Consider the following 12,620-nt stretch of genomic DNA (forward strand, 5'->3'; position numbering starts at 1 on the left):
ATTGAGCCTGAACATCTCAATTTTATCGGAATGGTCTTGTTGGTCAAACCCTAGAACCCTCCACCCGCATAGCGGGTGGTTTTCTGTTTCGCGCGTTTCACGCACTCAACTGGCTAAAGCCATAATAGAATAAGCAGCCTAAGGCTGCTTATTTTTGTAATATATGACCATAGATCGCAAGCAGCTTTGGAATGATTTTGTCCCCGTCGTGATACTGCTCAATGAAGGTTCTGCCCATCCTCCCGAGCGTATGCCTGCGCTCTGAATCGAGTGCCAATTCCTTTAACCTGTCATACAGCGTATCCGGATTCGCTGAAACAACGGGGAAATTGGAAGGCAGCGTCGCGACAATATCCGGTCTCACATAGCAGATGACTGCCTTCCCTAATGCCATCCCTTCCACGCTCAAATTCCCGTATGCACCGCAAAGGATCTGATCAATGATAATATCTGCTTCCTGATATAATCGCAGCGCCTCCGCGTGGCTCATTCCCTCTATCAGCTTAAAGTCCAGCGGAATTTCCTTTTTTAATTGCTCTACAACTTTAATGACAATATCCGATCCTTTGAACAAACGATTCGTCGGTGCATGGACGATAAGCGGTCTTTTATTATGGACAGAAGGATAACTCGGAATGGTCTTTGCCGGATCAATCAGCCTTGGAAGCATATATACGGATTTCCCTTCCGCTGCATAGTAATCAATAACATAGTGATACAACTCAAAATCTTGAACAATCGCAGCGTCCATATGCTTTGCGAAAAAACGCAAATTCCGATCGATATCCGCATCCGGATGCGACCCTTCCGCATACACATAAGGATTATCATATCCGTTCCACCTTGCCGAGCGTTTCCTTGACCTAACGTCGTTCCCGCGATGATGCATGATCATCTTTTTTCCTGCGTCCCGGATCATTTCTACATCTTTAAATCCCGGAAGAATCGTATATCCATTATGAAAATGGAAAAGATCGAAAACCTTCGTTGCCGGCTCCAATATTTTGACTTGCTCTACCCCGCTCACTTCATAGATTCGATTATATTTTAGCGTGTTCGGAAAATAATTGTACCCCGCAGCATGATGACCGGCCTTTTTGGTAAAGTCACATATCATCCCAACTTGTCCTGCAATCTCCAACGGAACATGAATAATCTTATATTTGGATTTTTCCAAAGCGAAGCCGCACCTCTCTTTGTCCACCTATAATTGGTTATAAATTTGAAGCAGGCGTTTCGTGACTACACCTACGGAATGGTAATTTTCCGCGAATTTTCGGCTGGCCATCCCGATTTCATGACGCTTTGCAGGATTTTGGATTAATTCAGAAAGCACATCACGGAGTGTCTCCGGCGTAGCCCCTACAATAGGAAATTCAGGCGGTAATTTTCTCCTCACATCGTCACGGATAAATGCAACCACGACTTTTCCTAAAGACATGGCTTCCACACTTAATGCTCCGTATGTTCCTATTAACATTTGATCTACTACAATATCAGCACTGGAATAAGTTTTGAGCGCTTCCTCGTTCGTCTGCTTCTCGACAAGTCGAAACACAAACGAATGCTTGGCTTTCAACTCATCGATGGCCCGTTCCACATGCTCGGTTCCTTTAATTTTTCGATTCGTCGGCGCATGAACAATAACAGGAACTTGATTGGCCGGATCAGGATAAACGGGTATAAATCGATCGACGACGCAGGCTAATGGGAGAACATGAACATGTTTATAGTAATCTTGGACATAAGGGACCATTTCATAATCCTGCACGATGGCATGATCGATGTAGGATGAAGTGATTAATAAACGTTCGTGCATTTGTTCGTCCTTTAAATAGCTTGGCGGGAGAGGGTATGGATTGAGCTGCTTAACCCACTTTTGTGCGCGAACATCCGAACCCCAATGATGCATCACCATTTTTTTACCTGCGTTTTTAATATGAGGCAGATCCCTGTATTCCATCAACGCCGAATTTCCATTGTGAAAATGAAAAATATCACAATTATTGACGAGGGGATCTATGATTTTTGCAATCTCGTATCCATCCGTATGCACAATTTTCCCCTTATATTTAATGTTGTTCCGGAACCAGTTATATCCGTTTACGCTCATGCCTGCTTGACGAAGTCCGGTACATAATGCATTCATTTGTCCGGCTAATTCTGTAGGCAGATGTACAATTCTCAAGCATGATTCCCCCTGTCATAAATTCTCCTTATCAGTTTATTCATGCTTGACTGACTGGTTCGCCATGCGGTAAAAATGGTTGTTTCACTATAAACGAAATATAACGCTTGCTCATATGCTGTTTAAGAATGTAATTTAATGAGAAAGGCGTGGGTAACCCGATGCCAGAAACCGATGAATCTTTATGCTATCTCTCACCTGACAAGTTGAACATCCATAATCATCTATGCGTTCTCCCTTGTGGCGGACTTTCCGAAAAAGATGATGTCAAATGGACCGAAAAAGAGTTAGAGCCTGCTGTATGGTATCTTCTCGAGGGCAAAAGGGTTGACAGAATGTTCGGCGGATTCGTGTTTAACGCGATCAGCTGCCGCAAAGATCGATATCTGTACCCTCTGTATATGGGCTTCGGGGAATTGCCGGATATGGAAGATTGGAAAGAATGGATCAACACCCTGTTTCGCGGAGGAGAAAATCTGCACGCCCTGCAATCGCTTGCCAATCGACCGTTAGATGTTTGGGTATCCGTTCCTTACCCGCACCACTTCCAGGAGCAATTTGGCGTAGTGAATGGCAAGATGCTCGATTTTCGAGATGAAGAGGATCGTTTTCAAGCCGTGAAATGGTGGATTGATCTCTTTATGCAGCGGTGGAATGCTGAGCAACCTGTATTGAGCCATTTAAACTTCCGCGGCTTTTTATGGGCAAGGGAATCTGTAGACGAGGGTGACACGGGGCTGGCTAAGCGATATAATGCGTACGTCAAGGAAAAAGGAGCTCACTCCCTTTGGCTGCCCAATTATGGGACATACGGTATTGTGGACTCCAGCACTTTAGGCTTTGATGTGACGTTAGTCAATCCCAATTACTATGGCAACACTCCTTATGGCATGGAATGGATTCAGCATACGAGCGACTTCGCCCAAATTTATCATACCGGCATGCAAGTTATTTTCGGAAAAGGATTTGTTTACAACGATGTGCATTTATTGGACTACCTTAATTTCGGTCTGCCTGAGTACAAAAGATATATGACGAAAACCCTGATTGCTTACCAATTTCCGAATCAAACGGTGAGAACCATTTATGAACAGCGATTCGTGGACTATATCCGCATTTATAGTTTTATCAAAGGCATTTATGCAAAAGTCAATTATCCAGGCATCACTTATTGAATAGTGTGCCATTGATTTAATCAGATTGAATCAAACCTGCCGGGAACGAAGACACTTCTTTTAGATTAAGTCGATAACAAGATTGAAAAAAGAGCGAAATCACGTGGTATCATACACACAATGACTTCGCTCTTTTTTCGATCAATTTTCATTATTTAAACGAATAAATGCTCGAAACTCAGTTTCAAAATGCATTGAGATGCTTGCTTCGTTTTCTCTACCCCGTATAAATCCCTTTGATGAAGGTGTATAGCTGTATATAACGCTCCATGTCATTCACCATCATTTGATCCACTGTTTCGTTATGAAACTGGTACACCATCAGCGATTCCTTCATATACTTCAATTTGTTATCCAAACCTAAGCTGAAATAGTGCTGTACATGATCATCGCTAAAAGCATAGCCTCTCCCGATGTTCACCTGCATGCCCATATGATACGCTTTAGCAAAATGGCTCGCATTCGTGATCCAATCTACGCCATAGCTGTTATGGCCGTAATAATTGCTATTGATCGCAGCGACATCAAAGCCTTTGCTGTTCCAATCCATAACTCCGTACGAACCGTAATTAGGGAGCCACATCGTTTTCTGCCCATATCGATTATGGATCATCGTATTTACCTGGCTTACAAACGATTCTTCCTTTACAAGAACCGCTTCCTTCGGCCAAAGAAAACCTCTCAAATGCAAGCGAGAATACAGTGATCGCTCTCTGCTCCACCTTTTCATAAACTGTTCAATCCACCAGTCCAGTGCCTCCAACCGATCTTCGTCCTTTTGAAAATTGAGATCGCGCTGATGTACAGCACCAAACTGTGTCTTCATCGGATGCGGATAGGGAAGTGAAATCCAGACGTCCGGTATGATAAAGTCCGTTAGCTCCGACAAGGCCTGTAAATTATAACCCGGCGTAAACAGATCCTCAATCCACTGTCTCCAATGCCTCCTCCTTGACGGTCTCTTAAACCCGATAAACATGGGATGCAGCATTCTCTCATTGAGGGTGGTTCGAATGCCGTAAAATATATATCCGCCGAACATGCGATCTATCGCTTTTCCGTCCAATCGGTAAGCTGTATAAGGCGCCAGTTGCTCCTTACTCCATAGAATGCGATCGCTTGAATTTAAACCACCGCAGCGGATCACAGCAATGTGGTTCTGCACACCAGCTTCCTCAGGCTTAAAATAACCATATGGCAAGGCGCTCAAAGCCTTTCCCCTCCTTTCATTCCTCACCCCCTATCATATGACATCCATCCTTAGAACTCCTGATACAATCAACCATTTTCATCATAAATGCTGTCCATCGGTTCTGGCCGTGAATAAGATAAGCTATCAGCAACTGAAAATGAACCCATGGAGGGCTGGAATTGAAAATCATACATGCACCAACCGAAATTGCTGGGCAAATGGAAATTTTATGCCAAAGCTTAAAAAAACTCGAAGTGACTGCTAACGGATACAACTGGTTTCATAATTATCTTAACTTTGGTGATCAGCTCGTCAAAACCGACGCATATGAATTAGCCAAAATGCTGGACCCGCTCCTCCAATATTGTGACATTTTTCATTTCCATAACGGAAATTCGCTCTACCTCCAAAATAAAGATCTCCCTTTAATTCATCAGGCCGGCAAAAAAATGATTATGCATCATTGGGGAAACGACGTGCGAAAGGCAGCCATGGTATCCAAATTGAACCCTTATCCGCTGCCCCCCAGCTATTTAACCGATGAACAGATTCACGAACGATTATTATACTTGTCTAAATATATTGAACATGCCATTGTCCAGGATTATGAAACGTTTCCGTATGTGAAAGATTATTACGCCCAAGTACACGTATTGCCCTTGGCTTGTCATGTCGAACGCTTCCCGGTTCGCTTTCCGGAAGAAAAGGTGAGAATACCTAAAATCATTCACGCCCCGACGAATCAAGCCTTTAAGGGTAGTGAATTTGTAGAGAAAGCTATCAATGATTTAAAAAAACAATATCGTTTCGAATATATCCGTGTGGAGAAAATGAGTCATGCCGAAGCACTGCAAGCCTATGCTTCTGCGGATATTATTGTCGATCAAATTCTATGCGGATCGTATGGAATGCTAAGTGTCGAGGCCATGTCTATGGGGAAAGTCGTCGTTGCCTATATTCGGGATGATGTATTGAAACACAATCCGGTCGCGCCTCCCATCGTAAATGCCAACCCAGACAACATGAAGGAGGTTTTGTCCGATTTACTGAAACAGCCGGAACAGCTGCGGAAAATCGGCAAGAAAAGCAGAGCATACGTGAAGAAGGTTCATGATGCTGAAATGATTGCCCGTCAGCTAGTCCAAATCTATTCAAAATTATAAGATCTCAAGGGGGTTGAAGCCGTTGAGGAATATTTTGATTCTCGAAGGTCCCTTCTGTCCCGTTAGAAAAGTCGAAATGCAATGGCCGGTAGAGCAATTATCTCCTTTCACGACATATCCTGCCCCCTCGGAAAGCAAGTCGCTGTTTACAGAATTTTTACTGAAACCCGTACAATTACGATCCGGAAAATATATATGCGGCTTAGGTGCCAGCTTAACACCTGCTCATCCCGCCGATTGGGCGGAGTGGACCGATGAACTTCTAGGAAACGACCGCTGGCTGGATTCGTTAGGGCGTTTGTCGCAACTTCAACCTGAACCTTTCCGAGTATGGATCATGCTCCCTTATCCAGTGTATTGGATGTATATAGATACAAAAGAACGCATTGATGCCGTCAAAGTTTGGATTGAAGAATTCACTTCGCGCTTTGCTTCATCGCCTGCAGCAACATCTTTACAATTGTCGGGATTTATATGGGGGCGGGAATCTGTCCATGAAAATGATATTCCTGTCGTCCAAGGTATCAACGACGTTATTCATTCGATGCAGCTTCGGTCATTATGGTTGCCCAATTACAGCGGAGCCCGGGTACAAGAATGGAGCGGGCTTGGATTCGATGAGGCTGCGCTATTTTCGAATTATACGGGCTCTGGACCCATCACCAAAGATTGGGTAAGAAATGCATGCAAATCCGCTTTAGTCCATCAGTTCGGTCTGCAAATGGTTTATGGGATCGGAAAACGATTCCGTGCTGGGCATATAGAAACTTACAAAGAATGGATTACACATTATATCCGGTCCGGCGGTGCAGGTCCGATTATTCACCGATGCTTCTATCTTAAGCCACAGGAAATGATGTCGGTATTGCCAATCATGGGGAACATCCTCCGCTTCATGAAATGAGGAGCAAAACATCAGAGAGGAAGTGAGCCTATGAAAGTATTGCATTTGCCGCTGGAAGTAGGGAATCAGGTCAGCGAGCTTTGCAGAGGGATTAACGACTACGGTGAGACTGCCATCGGCTTCAATTGGCGGCCGACCCACTACCTTGGCTATGATAAAAAATTAGTTCAAATCGATTCCTATGAAATGGCTTCTCATATGGAACTGCTGATTCATCATTTTGATATTTTTCATTATCATACGGGATATACGATCTTCGAAGACAAGACGGATATTTTACACGTCCTTGATGCAGGCAAAAAAGTCATCATGCATCATCGGGGCAATGATGTTCGTATTCCGGAGCAAGCGTTAAAAATGAACCCGTACGTATATACGGGAGATTCTCAGCCAACCGAAAAGATCATTCAGAATCTGCAATTCTTCTCAAAACATATATCCACCGCAATCGTACAAGACCTTGAGTTATATGATTACGTTTCAGATTATTATGAAAAAGTCTATATTCTCCCAAGAATTATTGATACAAGTCGTGTGAAACCAATTCGTAAATGGCGTTCAAAGAAAAAGGATTTGCTCGTCGTCCATGCACCCACGAGCAGACGCTTTAAAGGAACCAGCCAAATCATCGCTGCTGTCGAAATGCTGCAAAAGGAAATTCCGTTTCAGTTTCGTTTGCTGGAGCAGATGAGCCGTCAGGAAATTATAGACTGCTTTCATGAAGCGGATATTGTTATTGACCAGATTTTATGCGGAGCCTATGGCAATGTGAGTGTAGAGGCAATGGCCTTAGGGAAGCCTGTCATTTGTTATATTCGTCCGGATATAGAGAAGCGTTCGGAAATCCCGATTCCGGTCGCCTCAGCCCATCCGGAGCAGTTGTATTACAAGCTAAAACTGCTGCTGACTGAAGAGCCATTGCGGAAAAGGATGGGGAAAATGGGAAGAAAATATGTGGAGAAGGTTCACGACCGCCGCGCGGTGATTCCGAAGCTTCTAAAGATTTATCGCGAACTTCTGGACCAGTAAATAGTTTAAGACTGGGTTAACGAGACGCGCGATACTCTATTTGATGTTCACGAACTTCATCCGACTCGGACCACTTAAACGAAGGATGAAGTGCTATTCCCCGCCGCTTTATTTCATCGAGCAGCAATTGAATAAACGCCTTCTCACACTTCACTTGGACGGCCAACTCGTAAGTTTCAATCAACAATTGATCATTCAGCTTCAGCATAGAGGAACTCATCCTCTTCACTCCTTTTCTTTATTGAAACAAGATCATAGGAACTAGGACTATTGTCGATAAATTACTAATTATTTTCAGTTTATTAAAATATTCGATATATTTCAATGATATTTGTCCTTTTATTTTACGAATTTCGCATTTTTTCGCCATCATCTGTTCATAAAAAACCTCAGGCCGACTCGGCCTGAGGTTTTTTATCGTGCATGTTTGCGGCGTGAGACCTACAACAAGGATTCCGCCCCATCGATATAGATCTCGGTTCCCGTAATATGCGAGGACAGCGGGGATGCAAGAAATGCGACTAAATCAGCAACCTGCTCCGGGCTGCCTGGCCCGTGCTCCAGCGGTTGACTGCCTTCCGGATATTTCACCGGGATTTTAATTTTATCCAATTCAGGGGATTTGAATGTGTTCTCACCGATATGGGTTTGGATCGCGCCTGGACAAATCGCATTGACACGGATGCGATATCGAGCCAGCTCCAATGCCGCCATCTTCATGAGTGCGACTTGACCCGCCTTGGAGACGCTATAGGCAGACATTCCAAATCCGGAATATTTACGGTTGCCGTTAATGGAGCTGGTGAAGATGACGCTCCCGCCCTGCTGCTTCATGTAAGGAAGCGCACATTTCAGAGTCAAGAACGTTCCTGTTAAGTTCGTCGACAGCGTATGTTCCCACTGCTCTAAAGTGAGATCCTCAATCGGTGCGACCGTTCCGTTAATACCTGCATTAGCGAAAACAATGTCGATTCGTCCCCACTGTTTCGCCGTCTGCTGAATGGCTTCCTCTACCCGATTTACATTGGACAAATCGGTATCGCATACGATCGCCTCTCCGTCAAAATCTTGGATCTGCTTCTTCACCTCTTCGGCGCGGCCTTCCTTTAGGTCTACTAAAGCGACCTTCGCTCCCGCCTGAGCAAGTCTTATAGCTGCCGCTCTGCCGATACCGGAGCCAGCTCCGGTGACAAAGGCCACTTGGTCCTTCAGCTCAATTTGCGGATTTTGCTTTACATTGTGTTCTAACGTTGAGGTCACCATGGTGGAATCGTTCCTCCTTCACAAGGATGCATCGTTTTCCTCCCCATTGTTCCTCCAGCATACAACATTTATGTACTTTATCATTAACAGATGGCTGCTTGACTCCTCCCGAACCGCCATAACTCGCCGAAGTTCAGCCCTGCTGCTTCAAGAGCTGGTACAGCACTTGCGTTCCGCGGTCGGACTCCCCTTGCGCACTTAATTGATCATACAGCCTTTTGGCAAGACGCAGGCCCTCCAGCTGAATGCCTAGCTGCTCCGCCGCTTCTATCGCGATTTTTAAATCCTTCAAGAAATGCTTTACATAAAATCCGGGAGCAAAGTCGCCTTTCAACATCCTTGGTCCTAGATTGGACATCGTCCAGCTGCCAGCAGCCCCGCTCTCAATACTTCTCAGCACCTCGAATGGATCGAGACCGGCTTTTTCTGCGAATACCAGCGCTTCAGCTACAGCGATCATCGTCGAAGCCACCGCAATCTGATTGCTTAGTTTGGTATATTGCCCGGCACCAGCCTTCCCTTGATACACAATATTTCGTCCCATTTTCTGAAAAATGGGCAGCGCCGCCTCGAAGACATTCCGTTCCCCGCCAACCATAATCGACAGCCTAGCTTCCCGCGCACCGACGTCACCGCCGGAGACCGGTGCATCCAGCGCGTAAATTTGCTTTTGTTCCGCGTGTTCGAAAATGGTTTGCGCCAGCTGTGGACTTGACGTCGTCATATCGATCACAATACTTCCGGGCTTAGCATGTGCCAAAATGCCGTCAGAATCCAAGTACAAGCTTTCCACGTCCTGTGGAAAGCCGACCATCGTAATCACTATATCGGACTGCTCCGCCAGCTTTCCAGGCTGATCGAACCATACAGCCCCCTTCTCTAAAAGCGGCTCGGCCTTTTGCTTTGTCCGGTTGTATACATGCACGGTGTAGCCCGCACTTAACAGATGTCCAGCCATACTCTGCCCCATGACGCCTGTGCCAATCATACCGATCTTTGGATGCTCCTTCATGATCATACGCCTTCAGCCCTTTCGTTCATGTTTTCTTCTTATTGTAAGAAAAACAGCAGTCGAAGTCTATTCAAAGCAGTCGTTTTTCCCGTTCATGACGATATGCGAGATGTTCGGCGGGCAATGTTTTTCGCCATTTGTGTTATTTTTCGGCCTCCTTCCGCCATCAGCCATCGCACAAGCGGTTCTTGCTTCACATATTGACTTTTCCACTTGGCCTGCGGATTGGCAGCATGTGCGGCTTGACATAAAAAGAACAAGGCGATGATCGCAATCGCCGTTGGCAGCATATCCGCTTCTGCGTCTGTTAAGGGACCGTATCCTTTTAGAAAAGCATGATCAAAGCTAGCTGAGTGCTCAGGGAGCAGCATATAGATGACCCACATCGTATAAGCCACATCCAAAATCCGTTTTCCGTGCTGTACAAAGTCGAAATCGAGAATATAACGTACCATCCTGCCTTCGTACAGCTGATTCCAGAAATGCCAATCACCATGTAATATCGTCTCAGGCAAATCCGGAGCCGAATCATTCCAGCTGCGCCATATTCGTTCCAGATAGCGTTCAATGGCTGACAGCTCAGAATCGGAAATCGTAAACAAGCTTTGCAAACGACGGATCGCATCCTCATAATACGACTCCGGGCGAAAAAACGACCAGCCAGGCATAGGACCGGGTTCTTCATCCACTAACGCTTGATGGAACGACCTCAGCATCGATCCACTCGAGTACACTTGATTCTGCTTGCACAAAAATGTCTCCGCACTGCAATAAGGAGTCACCTGCACTAACTCCCCCTGATAATAGACGAAGGGTTCTCCACTTGGTGCGGTCTCCGGCACGATGGCTGGCACGCCTTGCTGGGACAACGTCAGCAATATGCGCTGAACATATTTTAGATGTTCTGCCGTATTGGTCTTATTTAATATCCGCACAATATAGTGATTTTGACTCGATTGAATTTTCAAATTTCGATTAAAGGAGCCGCCGACAGATCCTTTAGTTTCCCTCCACTCCCCCAAATGAAAATATCGGCAAACATACCTAGCAAGCATATTGTGATCCAGCGCCTTCAATCGTATCTCCTCCCGATTCAAGACTTACTTCGCCCATTCAAGTGTTGACGATCTCATATCCTGACTTTTACAGAAAACAGCTGCCTAAGCCACTATATTCCGAGAGGCAGACGAAAAATTGGGATAATGGCTTATTTTCTAGGGATTTTTACAAATTCCACTCCTGTACATATCGGCAAACGGCTAAATGACATATGCATATGAGTAAACCATTCCTATGCCGCGACCAAAGGAGGTGCATCCGTGTCTCGGAAAAAAAGTGTACAAAAAATGAAAACAGCACATCGCGGTAAAAGGGCAGCCCATCCGAGCCGACCCGAAAACAGCAGCCGCACGTCATTGATTGGCAAGCCGCCTCTCCTCAATGCTTCGCCGCCTAAAGCAGAAACCGCAAAGGCTGCCCCTATTCCCGAAACACGTACCGCTTCGCCGCGCATATTAATGGTCATGGATCAATTCAACGTCGGTGGAACGGAAACGTACATCCTCTCACTAACCAAAGAGCTGCTTCGGCAAGGAACGTCCGTCGTTGTAGCCGGTAAAAAAGGCAGAATACTGGATTCATTTGTTGGTCTCGGATGTCCGTGCTATGAGATCGATTTCGTCCTCGATCATTTTGAATTGGATCAATCCAGCTGGAGAAAGCATCTAGAACTTCTCAAATCGATCATCGTCTCTGAACGCATTGATCTTGTGCACGGGCATCAGGTTCCTTCCGGCCAAATTGCTCTTCAAGCCGCAGCAGAAATGAATGTTCCTTTCGTCTTTACCGTTCACGGAACATATTATGAGGAACCTTTTCTGCGAAAGCTTCATGGCGGCGCAAGTCTGATCAGCGTCAGTCCAGCAGTCCACAATCTGCTGGCGAAAAAGGGAATTCCCTCCCTTCTCATTCCTAACGGCATTCACATCCATGACCAAGGCATTCCTTCCATCACTTACAAAGAATACACACGGGAAAGGCTAGGGCTTCCTATCGGAGCCAAAGTCGTCATGTATGCAGGCCGATTGACATGGGAAAAAGCGGAGATTTGTTCAGATATTTTACGTGCCGTATGTGAAATGAATTTGGTTCCGACCCGCAACGTGTATCTCATGATTGCCGGCGGCGGTCTGAGGCAAAGTGACATTGAACGGCAAATCGAGGAAATACATCACGCATTTAAATCGAACTCCATTGTGTACTGCGGGGAGGTTTTGAACATTCATTCGTATTACCATGCCAGCGATGTCGTCATTGGAACCGGAAGAATTGCACTGGAAGCCATGTCGTGCGGCAGTCCATTCATCGCGGTCGGAAGCAAAGGGGAGGTCGGAATCGTTCGTCCAGAAGTATACAGCGAAGCGTGGAATAACTGGTTCGGTGATCATGGCGCGAAACAGATGTGGTCTGTAGGACGGATCTCGAATCAGATACAAGAGGCGCTTTCGATGAACGATAAAGATCGAATGCACCTCGTCCAAAGAAACAAACAATGGGTTGCGAATCATTTTCACATTACGCCGATCACGAAAAAAATCAATGATCTTTATCGCTCTTTAATCTATAAGACACCCGAAATAGAGCCCATTGCCGTCTCTATGAATGGATAAACCATTTTGGATGATATGGAGGGAA

At 45.5% G+C, this 12,620-nt stretch carries 12 protein-coding genes; 5 read left to right on the forward strand and 7 right to left on the reverse strand.

Annotated features, from left to right (window positions below; all coding sequences use genetic code 11):
* Nucleotides 1-148: 148 nt before the first annotated feature.
* Nucleotides 149-1,177 carry a glycosyltransferase gene (locus ACFPXP_RS04660; RefSeq protein ID WP_379892842.1) on the reverse strand — a complete coding sequence of 343 codons (1,029 nt, stop codon included), beginning with the start codon at nt 1,175-1,177 and terminating at the stop codon, nt 149-151.
* Nucleotides 1,178-1,204: 27 nt separating this feature from the next.
* Nucleotides 1,205-2,188, reverse strand: coding sequence for a glycosyltransferase family 1 protein (locus ACFPXP_RS04665; RefSeq protein ID WP_379892844.1), 984 nt, complete (start codon nt 2,186-2,188; stop codon nt 1,205-1,207).
* Nucleotides 2,189-2,349: 161 nt separating this feature from the next.
* Between ACFPXP_RS04665 and ACFPXP_RS04670 the strand changes: the two genes are divergently transcribed.
* Nucleotides 2,350-3,363, forward strand: a complete 1,014-nt coding sequence (locus ACFPXP_RS04670) for a DUF4855 domain-containing protein (RefSeq protein ID WP_379892846.1) — start codon at nt 2,350-2,352, stop codon at nt 3,361-3,363.
* A gap of 217 nt (nt 3,364-3,580) precedes the next feature.
* Here the strand turns inward: ACFPXP_RS04670 and ACFPXP_RS04675 are convergent, their stop codons facing one another.
* Nucleotides 3,581-4,573 carry a DUF4855 domain-containing protein gene (locus ACFPXP_RS04675; RefSeq protein WP_379892848.1) on the reverse strand — a complete coding sequence of 331 codons (993 nt, stop codon included), beginning with the start codon at nt 4,571-4,573 and terminating at the stop codon, nt 3,581-3,583.
* Between the two features lie 161 nt (nt 4,574-4,734).
* On the opposite strand from ACFPXP_RS04675, the gene ACFPXP_RS04680 reads away from it, so the two are divergent.
* Genes ACFPXP_RS04680 through ACFPXP_RS04690 form a run of 3 tightly spaced genes read left to right on the forward strand, consistent with a single transcriptional unit; the run spans nt 4,735 to nt 7,651 of the window.
* Nucleotides 4,735-5,718 (forward strand): hypothetical protein, encoded by a 984-nt coding sequence (locus tag ACFPXP_RS04680; RefSeq protein WP_379892850.1) that lies wholly within the window; start codon nt 4,735-4,737, stop codon nt 5,716-5,718.
* 22 nt (nt 5,719-5,740) lie between these two features.
* Complete coding sequence (locus tag ACFPXP_RS04685) at nt 5,741-6,622, forward strand: DUF4855 domain-containing protein (RefSeq protein ID WP_379892852.1); 882 nt, start codon at nt 5,741-5,743, stop codon at nt 6,620-6,622.
* 30 nt (nt 6,623-6,652) lie between these two features.
* Nucleotides 6,653-7,651 (forward strand): glycosyltransferase, encoded by a 999-nt coding sequence (locus ACFPXP_RS04690; RefSeq protein WP_379892854.1) that lies wholly within the window; start codon nt 6,653-6,655, stop codon nt 7,649-7,651.
* Nucleotides 7,652-7,667: 16 nt separating this feature from the next.
* Here the strand turns inward: ACFPXP_RS04690 and sda are convergent, their stop codons facing one another.
* The 4 genes from sda to ACFPXP_RS04710 form a co-directional block, all read right to left on the reverse strand.
* Nucleotides 7,668-7,871 (reverse strand): sporulation histidine kinase inhibitor Sda, encoded by a 204-nt coding sequence (sda, locus tag ACFPXP_RS04695; protein ID WP_379892856.1) that lies wholly within the window; start codon nt 7,869-7,871, stop codon nt 7,668-7,670.
* Nucleotides 7,872-8,092: 221 nt separating this feature from the next.
* The gene (locus tag ACFPXP_RS04700; protein ID WP_379892858.1) at nt 8,093-8,914 is read right to left on the reverse strand and encodes an SDR family oxidoreductase; all 822 of its coding nucleotides are present in this window, start codon (nt 8,912-8,914) and stop codon (nt 8,093-8,095) included.
* A 133-nt stretch (nt 8,915-9,047) separates the two neighbouring features.
* Nucleotides 9,048-9,926 carry an NAD(P)-dependent oxidoreductase gene (locus ACFPXP_RS04705; RefSeq protein ID WP_379892860.1) on the reverse strand — a complete coding sequence of 293 codons (879 nt, stop codon included), beginning with the start codon at nt 9,924-9,926 and terminating at the stop codon, nt 9,048-9,050.
* Between the two features lie 92 nt (nt 9,927-10,018).
* Complete coding sequence (locus ACFPXP_RS04710) at nt 10,019-11,002, reverse strand: phosphotransferase (protein ID WP_379892862.1); 984 nt, start codon at nt 11,000-11,002, stop codon at nt 10,019-10,021.
* 243 nt (nt 11,003-11,245) lie between these two features.
* Between ACFPXP_RS04710 and ACFPXP_RS04715 the strand changes: the two genes are divergently transcribed.
* Nucleotides 11,246-12,595: a glycosyltransferase gene (locus ACFPXP_RS04715; RefSeq protein ID WP_379892864.1), complete on the forward strand. Its 1,350-nt coding sequence runs from the start codon at nt 11,246-11,248 to the stop codon at nt 12,593-12,595.
* The last annotated feature ends 25 nt before the right edge of the window (nt 12,596-12,620 follow it).

It is taken from the genome of Marinicrinis lubricantis, from assembly GCF_042658665.1.
Classification (GTDB): domain Bacteria; phylum Bacillota; class Bacilli; order Paenibacillales; family KCTC-33676; genus Marinicrinis; species Marinicrinis lubricantis.